The following is a 20,214-nucleotide window of genomic DNA, read 5'->3' as shown; positions in this document are numbered from 1 at the left end:
ACAACTAGAGAATAATAATGATGATAAATCAAGTTGATAAAGTACGAATATTTAACCTTTGCTGTGTATCATTAATCGTAACAGCAATGACATTTGCTATTAGAGCAGGCATTTTAGGCGATTTAGGCCAAGAGTTTGGGCTAACAGGAGAGGAACTTGGCTGGATAAATGCCATGGCATTCTTGGGTTTCCCTGTTGCCACCATTGTGGGAGGGGCGTTATATAACCTTTTAGGTGCTAAAAAACTCATTACTCTGGCATTTAGCTGTCATTTGTTAGGCTTAATTTTAACCATCACAGCAGGAGGGTTTTGGGGGCTGTTAATCTCAACATTCTGTATCGGATTCGCTAACGGTTCTGTTGAAGCGGGCTGTAATCCACTGATAGCAGATTTACATCCAGAAAATAAAACCACAATGCTAAATAAGTTCCATGTTTGGTTCCCTGGAGGAATCGTTATTGGCGCATTAATTTCAAACTTGATGACCAGTTTTGGTCTGGCTTGGCAATTACAGGTGGCCATCATTATCATCCCAACCTTGATATATGGTGTCATGTTACTTAAAAGCACATTCCCCCAATTTGATACCCAAAAACACTCAACAATTAGCAATATCAAAAGCTTGTTTTCTCCGCTTTATCTGCTATTTCTATTGTGCATTAGCCTTACCGCAACAACCGAACTTGGCACACAACAATGGATTGAAAGCATACTAGGCGCAAGCGGTGCATCACCCATGCTTATTTTGGCATTAATTACTGGTTTAATGGCGGTTGGACGTTTTTATGCTGGGGCATTAGTACATCGATTAAGCCCTGTTGGGACACTATTCTTCTCGGCCATTATTGCGGCAATAGGTATCTACTCAATGAGTATTGCAACGGGCAATATGGTTTACTTAGCCGCTATTCTTTTTGCTATTGGAGTAACTTACTTCTGGCCTACGGTGCTAGGTTGTGTAGCAGAGTATACTCCTAAAACTGGCGCTATGGGGTTGTCTGTTGCGGGAGGCATGGGCATGTTTGCAGTGAGTATGTGGAATCCTGTTATTGGGGGCTGGATTGACTCAGCAAAAGAACATGCTGCACTTACAGAAACCTCAGCTGAAAAAATCGATTTAATTGCCGGGCAAATAGTTTTAGGTAACTTGGTCATTTTCCCTTGTAGCTTAATCATTATTTTTGCTCTGCTAGCATTTATTATCCGCAAGGTTCATTCACCTGCAAAAGTTAGCGCCATAGATGCAGTTTAACAAAACTGACTAATACTGAATTAATCCCCCATATAAAGGCCTATTCTATAAACAGAATAGGCCTTTATTTTGCTGCCAAAACCAACAAATAAGCATTACCTAGGCACACTTAATCACCACAGAGGGAGTGATAGCCTCGCCTAAATAAGCACTTATTCAGCCATCGTTATCCACTGCTTAAAGGTTATTTCGGTAATCGACACATCATCACGACTCACCTTATCTTACTGACTAGACACAACCATTCTAAATTTTGGTAAAAGACTACCAATAATGCCCGCTATAGATTCATAAGGCAAAAAGGTCGCTCTATTCATCATTCAAAATAATAATTAATAATTAATCTATTAAAGCTTGTTCGACAATACTAGAAATACAGTAAATACGATATCACTAGGAATTCTCCATGGAGCAGGTATTGGAAAGCATCTCGATTCGAAAGATTATAAAAATGTTCGATTTAGTTTCGGATGTTGTTTTTTGGATAAAAGATGATTTAGGTCAGATTGTTTTTTGTAATGATGCCTATATCAAAAGTGTCGGCAAGCATTCATTTTCTGAGGTGGTAGGAAAGCATGATATAGACCTCTTTCCGGCATATATTGCAAAAAAGTTTATGTTAGATGATCAAAAAGTCTTACAAGGTCATGTCATCGTTAATCATTTAGAAATGAATTTTGGATATAACTGCCCACCTAAGTGGTTGTTGACCTCTAAAAGACCCCTTAAAAATGAACAAGGTAAAATTATTGGATCTTATGGGGTGGCCAGAAATGTTCAGGAAACGGTAAAAAATTTAATGGGCGTGGATATTTTGAAAAAACCCATCGAATATATTAATCAACACTATGCGCAAGATATTTGCATAAAAGAATTAGCCAATGCTTCTCATTTATCCGTAAGTGCCTTAGAAAGGCGTTTTAAAAAGCATTTACAAAAAACCCCAAAACAATTCCTCAGAGAGTTCAGGTTAGAAAAAGCCAGAAGAATGTTAATCGAAACACAATTACCTATCTCTGATATTGCGCAAAATGCAGGTTTTGCTAGTCATAGCTATTTTAGTCAGCACTTTAAAGCGATGTTTGGAGAATTGCCAACACATTATCGAGTGAATACAGTGACACTCCTCAATTAAATAAATACCTCATAAACGCTTTATGCAAGACGAAGATTCTGTTAGTCAAACGATGACAGTTAAGGAAGACGGTAAAATCGGCTTTCATGAAAAGTTTCTCAACCATCAGTTAAGACTACTCAAAAAGTGAGCTGTTAAAACAAGGATATGGACAATTTAAAATGGAATCATTAATTGGAATATTGCTAGTTTCTTTGTTGGGCATTTTGCTAATAGTGTCTTTTGACTCGTTAGCAATCGACCCGAACATGATAAACACAACCAAACCTAAGCCTGGCATACAACTTTATAGTTTGCGTCAACAAATCAAACAAGATACAGACTCAGCCTTTGAAATAATCCACAACTGGGGAATCACCCAGGTTGAAGGTGGTCGAGACTTAAGTGGCTTAACTATTGATGAATATCGCTCATTACTCCAAAAACATAAATTACAGCTCATCAGTATTGAAACTCACTTTGAAGAGTTACGTGATAATCCGATTGCTGCGGTTTACAAAGCCCGTTTTTTTGACGCTAAATTTGCCATATTCTATTGGATTCCACACGACGACGCAGGTCAATTTACTATCGATGATGCCAAAGCAGCGGTTGCTGTATTAAACACCGCAGGAAAACTTCTTCTACAACATGGGATTACTCTTCAATATCATCTGCATGGCTATGAATTTGCACCTTACCTCAATAGCACTGTGTTCGACTATATGGTCACTCATACTCTATATACAGAGTTTCAGATGGACGTCTTTGGAGTTGCACACGCTAAGGTTGACCCGCTGACTTTATTAAGACGGTATCCAGGAAGATTTAGCTCATTTCATTTAAAAGACCGAGTAGTAAATAAACCAGTATTTGCTAATGATTTAGCCGAATCAGAATCAAATGCTGTCCTTGATAAAGGAGATATTGATAAAATAGTGAAAGAAGCAATAAAACAAGGTGTGAGTTACTTCTTTTTAGCAGATGAGTCATCTAAGTCTATGACTCAGTTACCTAAAAGCATCGAATATTATCAGCAATTTTAAGCTATTGGCTTAACCACACTATTCAATACCGCAATCACTAAGGAACTCATATAAAATTGATATAGCAGATCAATTTTTGACATTGAAAGGGGTCATATACTTAAGTTAATGGCATCTAATATAACAAAAAGGCCAACTATCACCGATAACAGTAGGCCTTTTCACATTAATTGAAGCATCAACCGCGTTATACAAACAGGTTAACAAGCAAAGTATTCACCATTACATTTTGTAACTGAACTGAATACCCGCTAACCAAACATCACCGGTGGCTTCACCACTAAAATTAACTAAAGCTAAACCAGCAAGATCTTGGGCTTCATTGATCGGCGCATCACCATACATTTTGATATAGGTAGCCGCAAAATCAATAGTTAAATTTTCGGTCGCTTGATAGCTTGCACCCACACTAAACCATAAACGATCAGCATCAGGAATTGTTGTGGTGCGGTAATCATCTTCAACTGCGGTAGTATCTAAAGCTAATCCGGCACGCAAAGCCCAATCATGATTTAATTGGTAAGTTCCACCCACAGCATAACGCCAGTTGTCTTTAAAGTTTTCATCTTTAACTAAGTCAGAATCTACACCCGATATCGGTTTTTGCTCGCCAGGGAAGTAGGCAACTAACTCATCAAAAACACTCCATTGCGTCCAGTTAATGCTGGCATGCAGAGCAAACTTTTCAGATATCTGGTGGTGTGTCGCTAACTCAGCAAAGGCTGGTAATTCAATAGGTAAATAGCCTTCAATTGATAAATCTTGGCCACCATCGTAAAGCAATCCTGATGCATAACCATCTAACTCCAGCTCAACGCCACTGTGATAAGCCAAACCAATACGATGCTGCGGATTAATTTGCCAACTTGCACCGGCTTTCCAACCATAACTAATGTCATCGCCTTCCATTGCTTTCAAGCTAGTGCCTGACTCAGGTAAACGCGCCGCAACTTCAGCAGGTACCGCTGGGTTATATTTAATACCATCAACCCAGTAAGGGGTTGTTGCACTAATACTGCCTTCGCCATAAACAACACGTACCCCTGCCCCGATGGTGAACTGTTGATTCACTTTATAGGCAATATTAGGGTTGAACTCAACAGTAGTGATAGCCGTTTCATTACCAAATAATGCCGCTGCATGGGTTTTATCAATTTCAGTGGCCAAACCATAGTTTGAGTTAACGGTTAACCCCCAAGTCCATTGGTCATTTAGCTGGTTTGAGTAATAAAAGTTAGGGACTAATGCAGGACCTGCTACATCATGTGCGCTAGCTGGAACGTGCATAACCTGATCGCCAAACACAGGCGATGAAATAGCAATGTCGCCGGTCACATCAATGTTAGGCACAACATAAATGCCTCCAGCAGAAAGTTGACGACCTTCAAGGTAAGATAACATAGCAGGGTTACGTGATTGAGATGCTGCGTTATCGGCCATAGCAGCTTCACCAGCAAAAGCACGACCTAATCCAGTAGAAGAATACTCAGCTAGTTGAAATCCAGCGGCATGTATTTGCGAGGTCGTACCTAAAAAAGCCAACGTCATGGCCAAAGTTAGTGATGTTTTTTTCATTGTCATTCTCGTGATTATTATGGGTGCCATTGCCTACTAACCTCCCCAGATTAGAGCAAATACTCGACACTTGTGCGCGCAAGTTTACCCATAAAACACGTCATTGCAACCAAGTTGTTACATTTTCACCAAAAAACAACATTGAGAACTAGATCACACTTTACATACTGCACAATCGTAAATTGCAGCACTGTTTACTGAAGTTTTATCAAGATAAAGTAACTATATATATTAATCATAATTATCAACAACTAAGGCTGGTTTAACCTTGAGTTTATTGAGTACATTAGTAAGCTGAAATAATGGTAGGCAACGCTATTGAAGTGAGTAAGCTTTGATGAGCTAAGTTTGTAAAAAATTGTAATTATTTTAATTAGGTAACTCGTTTAGCAGCAAACAACAATATCAGCCAATAAAAAACCCCACTTCAAAAAAGTGGGGTTTTATTTTTAAGTCAGTAATTAAATTAACTGACTAAAGCCTGAATTATAAGCTGTAGTACATTTCAAATTCTAATGGGTGAGTTGTACGTGATACACGCTCACACTCAGCAGACTTAAGCGCAATGTAAGACTCGATAAAGTCTTTGCTGAATACGTCACCTTTAGTTAAGAACTCATGGTCAGCTGCTAAGTTTTCTAGTGCATTTTCTAATGAAGTTGCAACTTGTGGGATCTCAGCCGCTTCTTCAGCAGGTAAGTCATATAAATCTTTGTCCATTGCATCACCAGGGTGGATCTTGTTTTGAATACCGTCAAGACCAGCCATTAATAGCGCAGAGAACGCTAAGTATGGGTTAGCAGTTGGATCTGGGAAACGAGTTTCAATACGACGCGCTTTAGGGCTTGGTACCACTGGGATACGGATTGAAGCACTACGGTTACGTGCAGAGTAAGCTAACATTACAGGCGCTTCGAAATGTGGAACAAGACGCTTGTATGAGTTAGTGCTTGGGTTAGTGAATGCATTCAATGCACGAGCATGCTTGATGATACCACCAATGTAGTAAAGTGCGGTTTCACTTAAACCAGCGTACTTGTCGCCAGAGAATAAGTTAACACCGTCTTTTGCTAAAGATTGGTGAACATGCATACCACTACCGTTATCACCAACAATTGGCTTAGGCATAAAGGTTGCAGTTTTACCGTAAGCATGTGCCATGTTATGTACTACATACTTAAGAATTTGAATTTCGTCAGCTTTGTTAGCTAGGGTGTTGAAGCGAGTTGCAATTTCGTTTTGACCAGCAGTCGCAACTTCATGGTGATGAGCTTCAACAACTTGACCCATTTCTTCTAGTACTAAACACATAGCACTACGTAGGTCTTGTGAAGAGTCAACAGGTGCAACTGGGAAGTAACCGCCTTTAACCATTGGACGGTGGCCAGTGTTGCCATCTTCGTATTCTTTAGCTGAGTTCCATGCTGCTTCTTTCGCATCAATTTTAACGAAAGTACCAGACATGTCAGTACCAAAACGAACATCGTCAAATAAGAAGAACTCTGGCTCAGGACCAATTAATACTGTGTCAGCAATACCTGTAGACTTTAAATATTCTTCTGCTTTTTTAGCGATAGAACGTGGGTCACGATCATAACCCGTCATTGTACCTGGCTCTAAAATATCACAACGGATAAGTGCAGTTGTTTCTTCAGTGAAAGGGTCTAAAACAAAAGTAGATGGATCAGGCATTAACACCATGTCTGATTCATTGATGCCTTTCCAACCGTTAATTGAAGAACCGTCAAACATTTTGCCGTCTTCAAAAAAATCCGCATCAACTTGATGGCTAGGAATAGATACGTGCTGCTCTTTACCTTTAGTGTCGGTAAAGCGTAAATCAACAAACTTTACTTCTAATTCTTCAAGTTGCTTTAAAACTGATTCAACTGACATTCTTAAGCCTCCGGTAGGGTCTTCTTAATTTAATTTTGTTGTTTACTCAGCGCACTGCTATGAATAAACCGATATAACGAATTCTTTGAAACATGATGCGCTTACAAAGCCAGTTTCATGCCACAAATATAACCCAATGATTTATAAGGGTTTAGTTTTAGAGAGTAATCATTTACACACTAAAACGCACCATAAAGATCCACACAATGAACCATTTTGGTGCAACACACCAGTTTAGTGCATCGTGCTCAAACTGAGTATATAGAGACTGAGATAGAAAAAGACTATCCAAATAGCAATTTACTGAACCTAATACAGAAAACAGTGTTTTTAGTGTTTAATTACAGTGTCATAAAGTGGCGATATAATAGACAAACAGCCATTTTTCTCATCATTTAATAAAGGTGAATTTTAATGTGTTCAAAAAAAATCCTATCTACTATTGTCGTGGTGGAGTAGAATGGCACGCTTTTTTATGGTGACTAGGTATTAATTGTTATCATAAAGTCCTATTTTTTATTTGATGGTATTAGAGGTTTTATCCGTGTTAGAGAATTTACGTAACATCGCCATTATTGCTCACGTTGACCATGGCAAAACGACCTTGGTAGACAAGCTTTTGGCTCAGTCAGGCACCCTTGAAAGTCGAGGCGAAGCCGAAGAACGTGTAATGGATTCTAACGCTCTTGAAAAAGAACGTGGTATTACCATTCTTGCAAAAAACACTGCCATCAAATGGAACGACTACCGTATTAACATCGTAGACACTCCTGGTCACGCCGACTTCGGTGGTGAAGTAGAACGTGTACTATCTATGGTTGATTCAGTATTACTTCTTGTTGACGCAGTTGACGGCCCAATGCCACAAACGCGTTTTGTTACCAAGAAAGCCTTTGCTCAAGGCCTTAAGCCAATTGTTGTTATCAACAAAATCGACCGTCCAGGCGCACGCCCTGACTGGGTAATCGACCAAGTATTTGACCTATTTGATAACTTAGGTGCTACTGACGAGCAATTAGACTTCCCAATTGTTTACGCTTCTGCATTAAATGGTTTCGCAACGTTAGATCCAGACGAAACTAGCGAAGACATGAACCCACTTTTCCAAACAATTGTTGAAAAAGTCTCTTTCCCTGATGCAGATGCTGAAGGCGAATTCCAAATGCAAATTTCGCAACTTGATTACAACTCATATGTTGGTGTAATCGGTGTTGGTCGTATTAAGCGTGGTAGCGTAAAAGTTAACCAACAAGTGACTGTAGTGGGCGCTGATGGCAAAACCCGTAACGGTAAAGTTGGCCAAGTATTAGGTTACATGGGTCTTGACCGCCACGAAGTTGACTCTGCAAGTGCAGGCGACATTGTTGCAATCACAGGTTTAGGTGAGCTAAAAATCTCTGACACTGTATGTGCTGTGGGTCATGCTGAAGCATTACCACCGTTATCTGTTGACGAACCAACATTGACCATGACATTCCAAGTGAATACTTCACCATTTGCTGGTAAAGAAGGTAAGTATGTTACTTCACGTAATATTCTTGAGCGTTTACAGCAAGAATTAGTTCATAACGTGGCACTACGTGTTGAAGAAACTGATTCACCAGATCGTTTCCGCGTTTCAGGCCGTGGTGAATTACACCTTTCAATCTTAATTGAAAACATGCGTCGTGAAGGTTACGAATTAGCGGTATCTCGTCCAGAGGTTATCACTAAAACAATTGACGGTGAGCTATGTGAGCCATACGAAACTCTAACCGTTGACGTAGAAGAAGATCATCAAGGTACTGTGATTGAAAAATTAGGTACTCGTAAAGCTGAAATGAAAGACATGCAACTAGATGGCAAAGGCCGTGTACGTGTTGACTTCATCATTCCAAGCCGTGGTCTAATTGGTTTCCAAACTGAATTCTTAACTGCAACGTCTGGTACTGGCTTAATCTACCACTCGTTTGACCATTACGGTCCACATAAAGGTGGCGAAATTGGTCAACGTGCAAACGGTGTATTAATTTCAAATGCAACGGGTAAAGCACTAACATTCGCACTATTCGGTTTACAAGATCGTGGTCGCCTAATGATTGGTCACGCTGCTGAAGTTTACGAAGGTCAAGTAGTGGGTATTCACTCACGTTCAAATGACTTAACGGTTAACTGTCTTAAAGGTAAGCAGCTAACTAACATGCGTGCATCAGGTACTGACGAAGCACAGGTGTTAACGCCACATATTCAAATGACACTAGAGCAAGCGCTTGAGTTCATTGATGATGACGAATTAGTTGAAGTAACCCCTAAAAACATTCGTGTTCGTAAGAAAAACCTAACTGAAAATGACCGTAAACGCGCAAGTCGCGCTGGTGCATAATCAGTAAGTAGCGAATATCAGTAACCAATAAAAGCCCAGTTAATCTGGGCTTTTTTGTGGCCGTTTATTCTTCTCATAAAAAAGATTCATGACCAACACTTAAAAATGAATAGATATTTATAAAAAATAACTATAAATTCACTTCATCAATATTTTTAAGAGATCTCTAATGGATACCATCAATCAAGTTAACGTAAACCTTAAAGCCAATGTCTACTATGACGGCAAAGTTATTAGTCGTACCATCACTTTTGCAGACAACACTCGCAAAACACTGGGTGTGGTATTACCGGGAGAATACACTTTTGGCACCACTGAAAACGAGATTATGCAAATCACTTCAGGTGAGTTTGAGGTGTTATTACCAGATGCAACAGAGTGGATAACCGTAGCGGCAGGCAATCAATTCGAGCTAGCTGCAAACGTTAGTTTTAGTATTCGTAATTCGGTTATTTCAGAATACTGTTGTAGCTATTATTAATTAACGTCAAACATAAAAAACCAGCTGCTGGGCAACTGGTTTTTTTATTCTATTTATAAGCTACTGAAAAAGAGCATTAAATCCCAAGTGAGTATAACCAAAATTATTAATTACTCGTTGTAACTCTGTTGCCTGCACTTCTGACGTAGATTGATTAAAGTAGTCTAAATCAATTAACTCATACTGGTTAAACCGAAAATCAATAAAGCTATACCATTCACTTTGAGAATCATTTCGCTTGTAATCGACTTCTTGAACATAGTAACGTTTGCCAAGAATGCCGTCTTCAACCTTGAGCAAGTACCACTCTCGATAACGACAAACGGCTTCGGCATCGAAACATGAATTAACATGGTCAAACTTAATGACTCGATTATTAGATGTAATTGACCAATTTAAAGGGTTCCCAGAATAATTGATTAATGAAGGCGGCATCCCCTCAGCATAATTGTAACGGGTGCCGGTATTATCACTTAATGTTTGAAAACCAAAGAAAACACTGCCATTTTCGCAAGAGGAACCATTAGACTCTCCTGAACAATATCTTAAGCGTTCCTCATCCCATGAGTCAGCCGTCCACTGATTAACCGTTGTTTGCCAATAGCGATCAGCCCCTGTGATACTGTTGGTTTCATCAAATGACACATCTTCAGCAATGAAAGTGGCGACACCAAATGTGACCGCAATTAATTCACCTGCATTATTTTTCACTTCTGAATAAGTCGAGTAATCCTCACCCACTACATCAATAATAGTAAAAGTTTGGGTAAAATCTTCAAACGTCAAAGACAACACCCCATCAGTGACACTCCATGTATAACTCAGTTGATTATCAACACTGACCCCAGTCCCATCGGTCTCAAAATCTAAGCGTTCAAACAAGACATTGTGTCTAGACTCAGCGTTATATACACCTAATGCTAACATCCCTGAAAGTTCAGCCGACTTAAATTGAGCCTCTTCACTGGTAGACTTACGCATAAGATAGTCCGCTTCACCTTCAGACTCCCACATGGCTGTAATTGTGCCAGACTCTAGCATAATAGGTGTCACTTCATAACGAGTGACGGTATCAACAAAATAACTATCTAATGCTGAGCCCGTCGTTAAGCGTGTTAAATTTTGACTAACTTTACTCACTATCACTTCAACTTGATAATATTCAGCCGCATATAATCTATCAATATCCTCTTGAGATAGCACATCTATACTACCTGGCGAAACATAAGATAATGAGTTAACTGTATTGGTATATAAAATCTGAATATCACCCTCAATGATCTCCCAATCAAATTCGCTTACACCATAGGAATCTGCAAGTTTTCCAGTTCCATCCGCATCAAATTGATAACGACTGCCTGAACGAGCTAAAAATGTCGGCGCAACAGGTTCCGTTTGATAATACACTTCAGCGATTGAGCTGCTATCAACCGGTGGAGTTAAATTAGGATCCGCGATAACTGCATCCATTTCATTCTCTATCAGATCAGGGTCAGTTTCAGCTACCGTGGCAACAAAGCTATCTAACGCCTCGTCATCAGAAATCAAATCAATAATATCATCAACACCATCAGGTAATGCTATGCTGTCGCTTTCAAGCAATATTTTAACCACAGCGGCGCTGAGCACGATATCTTGAGGATTGAGTTGACTTTCAATCAATTCAATTTCATTCATATTGTCGGGCTCTACCCCTTCATTTGACGCAAGAATTAAGCTATATAACGCCGTAGAAACGGCCGAAACAGATAAAGACTCTGCATCAAACAAATCCGCTAATTGTTTTACACTGGTGCTAGTGCTATTGATTCCAATTGCTTTGACTGACCTTGCTGGGGCGACTGTCGTGTCACCTAATGCACTTAATGCTGGTAGCAATAGAGTTAAGTTAATTCCGCTGGTTTCTTGAGTCGCTATTTTGACTAGCTTTGTTGAAGGAATATCATCATCGACAAGCAAATTAAGGCTAAAACTGCCATCTTCATTAATGGTCGTTGTCGCAGTATCGGTTGCTACAGACGCTTTCAACTCCTTGCCCATAAACATATCCCCGACAACTTGACCTGCTAATAGATAATCAGTCTCTATACGCTCAATCGTCGACTCAATGTTGATTGAGGCTTTCTCACCATCATTATCAGCTACGGTTACTTTGAAACTGATAGGGGTATCGACAGCAACTGATGGCGCATCAAATGAAATCGTATTGGTATCTGCACCGCTTATGGCTAATGTCGGCCCACTGAGTTGTTCCCATGAATAGGAGGCAATACTGCCATCACTGTCACTGGCACTCACCGCTAGTGTCGCCGTATTTTTTTCAACAATAGTATTTGTTTCAGCCACAACAACTGTTGGGGCTTGATTTTCAGGCTCAACAACTACAGGGTCATCATCTGAACTATTACATGCTGTTAAGAAACTACTGGCCACCAGCAAAGTGATTATTTTTTTATCCATTTTCTATTCCTTAAAAATGACGATTACTTTACCTGAGAAAGTTAACGATAAATGGCCATCCAAATCATCTACCAAATGGTATATAGCCTGACTCAATTTAACGATATAAAACGCATAAAAAATGGCCAAAATAGAGGTTTAGACTAAAGTTACTATAGGAAGGTAATATAGAAAGGTAATATAGAAAGGATTCAACAGTGCAACCTAGCAACCATAAAGGTGCTATTGAAAAAATATATAGCACAGTCAATACCGCTCAAAGTTGGCCAGAAGTATTGAATCACATCAAACATGATTTAAATTCTACCTGCGGTTTTATGGCTATCCGCACCAAAGCAGATATCCAACCACACTCATTTTATGACATCGGTTTTGACTCTCATTATTTTGAGCGATATCAACAACATTTTTTTGAAGTTGACCTATGGACCCAAGGGTTATTTAACAACCGTCTAAACTACTTTCATGCCAACCACTATATTTGTGATGAAAACCAGTTTACACATTCAGAGATCTATCATGACTTTGCCAAACCCGCTCAAATTAGGTTCGGAATTGGTGCGCTGTTATGTGATAAAAATAGTGACTTAATCACTCAGATAGGCATTATGAGGCCAAAAGAGTTTGAGCGTTATGATGATCAGGAAATCCAACATGCCAATGCACTACTACCGCACATTCAACACAGTATTTCGTTATTGCACCTTATTGAAAAACAACAGCAGCAAATTCTAAACTTAGAGTCTGTTTTATATGCCTCAGAACATCCGATTTTAATATGCAAAGGCAAAGATACTGTTATTTTCCATAATGACCTTTTTGAGCAACTGATCTTTCATACTAAAGAGCTTTCTATCAAAAAAAATAAATTATTATTGACCAATCAAGGTCTTAAAAATGCTTTACGTATTAGAATTAGTGAATGTTTACACTCAATAGAATATAACCAAACCTTATCGGCGCCATTTTACAGCTACATAGGTTCTGAGTTATATAAAATCACAGTTAAACCATGGCTTTATAGAGAAATGACCAGCTGTGGGATAATTGAACACCCGAGTGTAATCATGAACTTTAAGCCCTCAGCATCCAAGCTCAGATTAGATATCGCTATCATTCAAAGCCATTTTGGTCTCACGCCTGCTGAATCACAAGTATGTGAACTACTCACACAAGGTATGCAACCTGATAAAATAGCACATACTAGAGGAAGTCATGTTGCCACTGTTCGACAACAATTGAAGTCTTGCCTTGCTAAAACTCAGACCTCAACGCAAACCGAGCTAGTCTGTCTTATGTTAAGGCTATTTCTAACCCGATAGCCATTTTTATGCTTTGAGAACTTATAAAAATATCCTGTAAATAAATAACTTGAGCTTAGTCATCATAATAACTCGATAGATTAGCCTTCTTTTTGTTAAAAAACAGTCTAATATAAGTGTAATCACCCGTTGGAAAGGAACCTAAATGAGACTCTTTTTATTATTCAGCCTACTTTGTATTAGTATCGCCAGTAATGCTGCGGTTTACCGTTGGGTAGATGAAAATGGAAAGGTTCATTACACCGACGAGCCCAAAGAAAATGCTGAGTTAGTTGAAATTAACCAAAATACACAAAATACTGCTGAATTAAATACCCTTAAACGCAATTCTCCCGCCCAAGAAAAGCCTAAAGAGCAACCTACGCTAGAATTAACCATCGTTTCACCTATTCATGAAGAAACCATTCGTAGTAACGAAGGGAAAATAGATGTCACCGTTGGTGTAGCTCCTAGGTTACCCAAGGGAGTATTGTTAGCTTTATTTGTTGACGGAGAAATAAAAGCTCAGCCACAAACATCTACCCTCTTCAAACTTTCAGGCATTAATCGCGGTGAACACACCATTGTGGTGAAGGCTTTGGATCAAAACGGCAAAGTCCTTGCATTAACTCCTCCTAGAAAGATATTTCTTCATCAAGCAACAGTAATTTTGAGGCCAACGCCTCGAGGAAATTAAAATAAAGCCTATTATTTACATATGGTTATAAAATTTTAGTTTCTGACAATAGATTTTACTTGCTTGATGAATACGGGTTGCCTGTTGCACTAAAGTGGTGCAGCATAGTGGTGCAACCCCTCATTCAGGATGGCAAATGGACACCACAAAATTACTTAATAATTTAGTCACGGCCGTGTTAGTAATTGACGCTAACCTTAAGCCTTGCTTTGCCAACGCAGCGGCAGAACAACTATTAGCCGTTGCCAACCACAAATTGCTAGAACTACGCTTAACCGATTTATATCAACAACTTGGAGTAGAAGAGCATATCCTCCGTGATGCAGTTGCATCCAATCAAGGGATCACAGTGAATACCGCCCCGCTGATAACATTAGATGGTCAGCACCACACAGTTGATTTAACCCTTATTCCGATTGAAGACCAACAAAACTTGAGTATTCTCGAGCTTAGACAAGTTGACCAGCAACGTAGAATTCACCAGCAATTGAACATGGATGCTCAACAGGAAGCGGCACAATTTCTGGTACGAAATTTAGCACACGAAATTAAAAACCCGCTGGGCGGCCTTAGAGGAGCAGCACAGCTGCTATCTCGAGAGCTTGAATCTGCTGAATTAAAAGAGTTCACCCATTTAATTATTGAACAAGCAGATAGATTAAGAAGCTTAGTTGACCGGTTGCTAGGCCCTCAACGGCCGACACAGCATACGGAACATAATATCCATCAAGTGGTACAAAAAGTGTTGAAGTTAGTGGAAATGGCTTTACCCGAAAACATCCATTTAACCCGCGACTACGACCCATCTATACCCGACATTTTAATGGATGCTGATCAACTACAGCAGGCAGTGTTAAATATTGTTCAAAATGCCATTCAAGCATTGGAAAAATCTGGCGGAAAAATTTTAATTCGAACCCGAACCCAACACCAAGTCACCATAGGAACCCAACGCTATAAAGTCGTGTTGGCATTATCAATTATTGATAACGGGCCGGGTATTCCTGCAGACCTATTAGACACTTTATTTTATCCAATGGTAACGGGCCGCGAAGAGGGATCTGGGCTAGGCCTTTCTATTGCTCATAACATTGCAAGATTACATGGCGGGCGTATTGACTGTAAGTCTGCGCCCGGTCAAACCGAATTTATTATTACTCTGCCATTACAATAATGATAGACCTACAGGCAGCATGAGGTAGCAAGATGACAGTAAGCGAACAAGTATGGATACTGGATGACGACAGCTCAATTCGTTGGGTGCTAGAGAAAGCGCTATCAGGTGCAAAGCTCACCTGTGCAAGCTTTGCAGCAGCCGAGTCGCTTTGGCAGGCTTTAGAACTTTCACAACCTCAAGTCATTGTGTCAGATATTAGAATGCCGGGCACAGATGGATTAACCCTACTCGACAGACTCCAACTGCATTACCCCCATATTCCGGTCATTATTATGACCGCACACTCTGATTTAGACAGTGCAGTAAGTGCCTATCAGGCGGGAGCGTTCGAGTATTTACCAAAGCCGTTTGATATCGACGAAGCGATTGCTTTAGTTGAACGCGCGCTCACTCATGCCACTGAACAAGTGCCAATCCAATTAACGGAAACCGAAGTAAAAACCCCTGAAATTATTGGTGAAGCACCTTCAATGCAAGAGGTTTTCCGAGCTATAGGCCGATTATCACGCTCGTCAATTAGTGTATTAATCAATGGTCAATCAGGTACAGGTAAAGAGCTAGTAGCAGGAGCATTACACAAACATAGTCCGCGAAAAGACAACCCTTTCATTGCACTCAACATGGCTGCAATTCCAAAAGACTTAATCGAGTCAGAACTATTTGGCCATGAAAAAGGCGCTTTTACCGGCGCAGCCAATGTTCGCCAAGGTCGATTTGAACAAGCCAATGGTGGAACTCTATTTTTAGATGAAATTGGCGATATGCCATTGGACGTTCAAACCCGGTTATTGCGGGTGCTTTCAGATGGTCAGTTTTATCGAGTCGGAGGCCATCAAGCGGTGCAAGTGGATGTGCGGATAATTGCCGCAACCCATCAAAACTTGGAACTGTTAGTTCAAAAAGGTGACTTTCGTGAAGATTTATTCCACCGTCTTAACGTCATTCGGGTTCATCTGCCGCCATTATCACAACGCCGTGAAGATATTCCGCAACTGGCGACCCACTTTTTAACGTCTGCAGCAAAAGAAATTGGTGTAGAACCCAAAGTATTAACGAAAGAAACCGCCACAAAATTATCTCAGCTCCCTTGGCCAGGTAATGTTAGGCAACTGGAAAATACCTGTCGTTGGCTAACGGTTATGGCTTCAGGGCAAGAAATTTTACCGCAAGATTTACCGCCAGAATTATTAAAAGATCCTGTTGCTGCCAGCCAATCCAATATTGCCCATGGTGACTGGCAATCTGCATTAACGAGCTGGATTGACGAAAAACTCAGCGCTGGGGAAAATGATTTACTCACAGAAGTGCAGCCAGCTTTTGAGCGTATTTTGCTTGAAACTGCCTTAAAGCACACTCAAGGCCATAAACAAGAAGCGGCCAAACGCCTAGGCTGGGGGAGAAATACCCTTACCCGCAAATTAAAAGAGCTATCAATGGAGTAGCTTTAAATAAGTGAGCGTTAAACAAATGTGCCAATGCATTACTCATTATTGGGCACAGGTTAAATAGCCCGAATTTAGGTTAAATAGGATCTTGATGAATAATCACTTCGGCATCTTCAAATGACTGCCTAATACGCCGCTCAGTGTTATCCGTAATTTTATGGGCATCGAATAACGGTTGCTGACCATCTAATTCAATATGCATTTGAATAAAAGTTGTTTTACCAGACTGCCGAGTCCGTAAATCATGAATACCTTTCACATGCTCATCGGCTAATGCAATAGCTTTAATTTTTTCACGAGTTGGCTGGTCAAGCTCGCGGTCTAATAAACTTTGTACCGAGCGATAGCCTAAATCAAAAGCCTCTCGACCAATATAAAGTGCAATTAAAACAGCAAATAAGCCATCAGCCCACCACCAGCCATAACTGGCTAAAACCAGCGCCAATAATACCGCCGAGTTTAAAAATAAATCAGACTTATAATGCAGTGAATCTGCCTCAACCACTGTACTGTTGGTTTTTGCCAATGCTTTTTTCTGTAGCATTAATAAAGCTAGGGTCATCACAATCGCAATAATCGATACCACTACACCCAGTGAGGCATTGGTTACCGGAGTTGGATTAAATAGCTTTTCAGCTCCATAAAACAACAATAAACAGGCAGAACCTAAAATAAACCCAGATTGAGCAAGTGCGGCTAAAGGCTCTGCCTTACCATGGCCATAACGATGGTCTTTATCTGCTGGAACAATAGCATAGCGAATAGCGATAAAATTAACGATTGACGCCAGTGCATCAGCAAAAGAGTCGGTTAAAGACGCTAGCATACTTGCAGAGCCTGAATACATCCACGCTATCAGCTTAATCACAATTAAGCATAATGCTGTTACCACAGACGCTCTACTGGCTAATTTTACCCAAAAATCATAATTATCGTTTGTGCTCATTGCCTAATTGCTCAGTTTTATTGCTACAGATGCGAATATGAATCATAGCAATAAAAGCCTAAATGCTTCGACCATGTTTACATTTCAATGCTCTATTAGATGAAGAAGTGTGACAAAAAGCAACAAACCGCTAAGGGGGAGACTTAGCGGCCTGTTGCTCTGGGGGGAGAGTTTTACTTAAGGTGAAGCAAACAACAAAACTAATTAACGGCGTGTACGGCCTTGTTCTAAACGTTCTGTAAATTTAGCTTGCTGCTCAGGAGTTAACAGCTGATAAATTTCATTCTGCATTTTCATATGTTGCAGCATTTTTTCAGCTTCGCGAACTTGCTTTTGGCTGATCATCTGTTGTGCTGTTACTTCATCAAAGCTGGCAGCCGTTAATAAGCTAACCATTTCAGCTTTATGAGCAGTACGCTCTTCCTTAGAAGGTTTTTCAGGACGTTGTGCCTTATATTTTTCAACTATGGTCTTCACTTGCGCTTTTTGCGCATCGCTTAAGTCAAGTTTACGTAGCATTTTGTGCATGCTACTTTTTTTATGACCTCGATGATGTTTTTTACCTTCATGCTGTTTCTCAACCTTGGCACCGCTATCCGTTTCAGATGACGCTGTTTCGGCATGAAGTGGGCCAACTAATAACGCTGAGCTGGCAATCAGAGCCACTAAACCCGCTTTAAATGAACTTGATGCTTTCATAAGTATTTCCTCGTTAATAATGGCTAACATCTTTATAGCCTGTAAGTTTGTCACTGCAGTAAAAGATATTTCACAACATGGAACCCAGTTTACCCAATGCAATGTCAAGTTGGATGTTGAGTGAGTAAAGCTATGTAAATTTGTAAAAAAACGGTGGTTAAGTGATCTGAATAACAAAATTTTCATCAACTTACATTTTTACGAGATCGAGTTAACAATAAGCCAACCTTACCGTTACAAGGTTTTCTTTAATGCTTACAATCTTTATTATTGAGTTGTATTAAGGACTACTATGAAACACCTCCGACTATGCATCATGCTACTTTGTGCCTTGATGAGTTTATTGCTTGGCATTTCAAGCACAACCGTTAACGCCACTCCGTCAGATGACATGACATGGATAAGCCATAGTACTGAGACCCCACAGGTTAAATTACACTTTTTTTGGTCACAAACCTGCCCCCATTGCAAAAAAGCCCATCCCTTTATTGATGCATTAAACGACAGGTTAGATTGGGTGACCGTTGACGACTACTTGATAAGCGAAACAGGTAATGTTGATAAATTAATGGCAATGGGTAAGCTCACTGGCGTTGAACCTAAGTCGGTGCCTTATATTGCTATTTGTGGTGAAGCCATTGTGGGGTACAACAGTCATCAAGTAACAGGGCAGTTTATTGTTGAGCGCTTAATGAATTGCTATCAACAACATGGTGGTACAGTAGACTCACAAGTCATTAGCCAACAACTACAAGATTTTCTTACTTTAGATGAAGCCAATACGCCCTTATTTGGCACTTGTGGCGATAGCACCGATGAAACAAGCGCTGATGCAGCAAGCACTTGTAGCATGGCGGCCAATGGTGCTGACACCACAAGTGAGCTTGATACCCAAGCGGTTCAACCGGTCGATTTACCTATCATTGGCGCAGTTCACCCAGAAAAGATGTCACTTCCACTACTTACAGTGGTATTAGCAGGAGTTGATGCCTTTAACCCTTGCGCCTTCTTTGTCTTACTGTTTTTACTCAGCATTATGGTTAATGCTGGCAGTCGCAAACGCATGTTATTAGTGGGCGGCATTTTTGTGTTTTTCTCTGGTTTTATCTATTTCATTTTTATGAGCGCTTGGCTGAATTTATTCCAACTATTAGGCGGTGGTGACGGTGGGGTTATCATTACCTGCGCAGGGGTACTAGCCTTAATCGCCGCGGTGATAAACATTAAAGATTATTGCTTTGGTAGAGGCGATGTCAGCTTATCAATGTCGGTAGAAAACCGTGGTAGTTTAATCAAACGCATGGGTAAACTGTCAAAAGCCAGTTCATTACCCACTATGATAGTCGGCTCATCAGTGTTGGCAATATTAGCCAATGCGTATGAGCTACTTTGTACTGCAGGCTTCCCTATGATCTACACTTCAGTGCTGTCTATTTCAAACTTAGATGAAATGCAAACATACCTGTATTTGGTAGCCTACAATGTCATTTATGTTATTCCGTTAGCCACGATTGTTATCGTGTTTTCACTCACTCTAGGTAAGCGTAAACTGACTGAAAAAGAAGGCGAAAAACTGAAACTCATGTCAGGCATTATGATGCTGGGGTTAGGTTCTATGCTAGTGATCAATCCAATGGCATTACAAGACCCTGTTTTATCCATAGGGCTGATAATCGGCGCCATTTTATTAACCTTTATTGTGGTGAAAATTAATCAAATTCGGGCGGTAAAACTCAAAAACCAATAACAGACAGCAATGTAA

General features: G+C 40.1%; 15 protein-coding genes. 10 read left to right on the top strand and 5 right to left on the bottom strand.

Translation table 11 applies throughout. The annotated features are described in order from the left end of the window. The first annotated feature begins 20 nt into the window (after positions 1–20). From L2672_RS09280 to L2672_RS09270, 3 genes are all read left to right on the top strand, one after another. On the top strand, positions 21–1,253 hold the full coding sequence (locus L2672_RS09280) for an MFS transporter (protein ID WP_248995599.1): 1,233 nt from the start codon (positions 21–23) through the stop codon (positions 1,251–1,253). Between the two features lie 406 nt (positions 1,254–1,659). Then, a complete protein-coding gene (locus tag L2672_RS09275; protein WP_248995562.1) occupies positions 1,660–2,388 on the top strand; it encodes an AraC family transcriptional regulator in 729 nt (242 codons plus the stop codon). 161 nt (positions 2,389–2,549) lie between these two features. Next, positions 2,550–3,413: a sugar phosphate isomerase/epimerase family protein gene (locus L2672_RS09270; protein WP_248995561.1), complete on the top strand. Its 864-nt coding sequence runs from the start codon at positions 2,550–2,552 to the stop codon at positions 3,411–3,413. A gap of 222 nt (positions 3,414–3,635) precedes the next feature. On the opposite strand, the gene L2672_RS09265 is transcribed toward L2672_RS09270, so the two are convergent. Together L2672_RS09265 and glnA are read right to left on the bottom strand one after the other, a co-directional pair. Beyond that, the gene (locus L2672_RS09265) at positions 3,636–4,988 is read right to left on the bottom strand and encodes an outer membrane protein transport protein (RefSeq protein WP_248995560.1); all 1,353 of its coding nucleotides are present in this window, start codon (positions 4,986–4,988) and stop codon (positions 3,636–3,638) included. A 486-nt stretch (positions 4,989–5,474) separates the two neighbouring features. Next, the gene (gene glnA / locus L2672_RS09260) at positions 5,475–6,884 is read right to left on the bottom strand and encodes a glutamate--ammonia ligase (RefSeq protein ID WP_248995559.1); all 1,410 of its coding nucleotides are present in this window, start codon (positions 6,882–6,884) and stop codon (positions 5,475–5,477) included. Positions 6,885–7,428: 544 nt separating this feature from the next. Here glnA and typA point away from each other — a divergent pair. Together typA and ppnP are read left to right on the top strand one after the other, a co-directional pair. Next, the gene (typA, locus tag L2672_RS09255) at positions 7,429–9,246 is read left to right on the top strand and encodes a translational GTPase TypA (protein WP_248995558.1); all 1,818 of its coding nucleotides are present in this window, start codon (positions 7,429–7,431) and stop codon (positions 9,244–9,246) included. Positions 9,247–9,415: 169 nt separating this feature from the next. Then, complete coding sequence (gene ppnP / locus L2672_RS09250; protein WP_248995557.1) at positions 9,416–9,727, top strand: pyrimidine/purine nucleoside phosphorylase; 312 nt, start codon at positions 9,416–9,418, stop codon at positions 9,725–9,727. Between the two features lie 60 nt (positions 9,728–9,787). On the opposite strand, the gene L2672_RS09245 is transcribed toward ppnP, so the two are convergent. After that, positions 9,788–12,187: a PKD domain-containing protein gene (locus L2672_RS09245; RefSeq protein WP_248995556.1), complete on the bottom strand. Its 2,400-nt coding sequence runs from the start codon at positions 12,185–12,187 to the stop codon at positions 9,788–9,790. Between the two features lie 197 nt (positions 12,188–12,384). On the opposite strand from L2672_RS09245, the gene L2672_RS09240 reads away from it, so the two are divergent. The 4 genes from L2672_RS09240 (at position 12,385) to glnG (ending at position 16,804) form a co-directional block, all read left to right on the top strand. Further along, a complete protein-coding gene (locus L2672_RS09240) occupies positions 12,385–13,509 on the top strand; it encodes a helix-turn-helix transcriptional regulator (RefSeq protein ID WP_248995555.1) in 1,125 nt (374 codons plus the stop codon). Positions 13,510–13,654: 145 nt separating this feature from the next. Further along, positions 13,655–14,185, top strand: coding sequence for a DUF4124 domain-containing protein (locus L2672_RS09235; RefSeq protein ID WP_248995554.1), 531 nt, complete (start codon positions 13,655–13,657; stop codon positions 14,183–14,185). Between the two features lie 136 nt (positions 14,186–14,321). Further along, positions 14,322–15,359, top strand: coding sequence for a nitrogen regulation protein NR(II) (gene glnL, locus L2672_RS09230; protein WP_248995553.1), 1,038 nt, complete (start codon positions 14,322–14,324; stop codon positions 15,357–15,359). A gap of 32 nt (positions 15,360–15,391) precedes the next feature. Then, a complete protein-coding gene (gene glnG, locus L2672_RS09225; protein WP_248995552.1) occupies positions 15,392–16,804 on the top strand; it encodes a nitrogen regulation protein NR(I) in 1,413 nt (470 codons plus the stop codon). A gap of 79 nt (positions 16,805–16,883) precedes the next feature. Here the strand turns inward: glnG and fieF are convergent, their stop codons facing one another. Further along, positions 16,884–17,753, bottom strand: a complete 870-nt coding sequence (gene fieF / locus L2672_RS09220; RefSeq protein ID WP_248995551.1) for a cation efflux pump FieF — start codon at positions 17,751–17,753, stop codon at positions 16,884–16,886. Between the two features lie 204 nt (positions 17,754–17,957). After that, complete coding sequence (locus L2672_RS09215) at positions 17,958–18,452, bottom strand: Spy/CpxP family protein refolding chaperone (protein ID WP_248995550.1); 495 nt, start codon at positions 18,450–18,452, stop codon at positions 17,958–17,960. Positions 18,453–18,744: 292 nt separating this feature from the next. Here L2672_RS09215 and L2672_RS09210 point away from each other — a divergent pair, with 292 nt between their 5' ends. Further along, positions 18,745–20,199: a cytochrome C biosynthesis protein gene (locus L2672_RS09210; protein WP_248995549.1), complete on the top strand. Its 1,455-nt coding sequence runs from the start codon at positions 18,745–18,747 to the stop codon at positions 20,197–20,199. Positions 20,200–20,214: the final 15 nt, after the last annotated feature.

This window comes from Shewanella gaetbuli (genome assembly GCF_023284065.1).
GTDB lineage: Bacteria > Pseudomonadota > Gammaproteobacteria > Enterobacterales > Shewanellaceae > Shewanella > Shewanella gaetbuli.
The sequence above is the reverse complement of the archived record's forward strand: the minus strand, read 5'-3'. Positions and strand labels throughout refer to the sequence as shown.

What these genes read in the sequence shown, in the direction of transcription:
- L2672_RS09280 (WP_248995599.1), top strand. Translation starts at nt 21, where the DNA reads ATGATAAATCAAGTTGATAAAGTACGAATATTTAACCTTTGCTGTGTA.
- L2672_RS09275 (WP_248995562.1), top strand. Translation starts at nt 1,660, where the DNA reads ATGGAGCAGGTATTGGAAAGCATCTCGATTCGAAAGATTATAAAAATG.
- L2672_RS09270 (WP_248995561.1), top strand. Translation starts at nt 2,550, where the DNA reads ATGGAATCATTAATTGGAATATTGCTAGTTTCTTTGTTGGGCATTTTG.
- L2672_RS09265 (WP_248995560.1), bottom strand. Translation starts at nt 4,988, where the DNA reads ATGAAAAAAACATCACTAACTTTGGCCATGACGTTGGCTTTTTTAGGT.
- glnA (WP_248995559.1), bottom strand. Translation starts at nt 6,884, where the DNA reads ATGTCAGTTGAATCAGTTTTAAAGCAACTTGAAGAATTAGAAGTAAAG.
- ppnP (WP_248995557.1), top strand. Translation starts at nt 9,416, where the DNA reads ATGGATACCATCAATCAAGTTAACGTAAACCTTAAAGCCAATGTCTAC.
- L2672_RS09245 (WP_248995556.1), bottom strand. Translation starts at nt 12,187, where the DNA reads ATGGATAAAAAAATAATCACTTTGCTGGTGGCCAGTAGTTTCTTAACA.
- L2672_RS09235 (WP_248995554.1), top strand. Translation starts at nt 13,655, where the DNA reads ATGAGACTCTTTTTATTATTCAGCCTACTTTGTATTAGTATCGCCAGT.
- glnL (WP_248995553.1), top strand. Translation starts at nt 14,322, where the DNA reads ATGGACACCACAAAATTACTTAATAATTTAGTCACGGCCGTGTTAGTA.
- glnG (WP_248995552.1), top strand. Translation starts at nt 15,392, where the DNA reads ATGACAGTAAGCGAACAAGTATGGATACTGGATGACGACAGCTCAATT.
- fieF (WP_248995551.1), bottom strand. Translation starts at nt 17,753, where the DNA reads ATGAGCACAAACGATAATTATGATTTTTGGGTAAAATTAGCCAGTAGA.
- L2672_RS09215 (WP_248995550.1), bottom strand. Translation starts at nt 18,452, where the DNA reads ATGAAAGCATCAAGTTCATTTAAAGCGGGTTTAGTGGCTCTGATTGCC.
- L2672_RS09210 (WP_248995549.1), top strand. Translation starts at nt 18,745, where the DNA reads ATGAAACACCTCCGACTATGCATCATGCTACTTTGTGCCTTGATGAGT.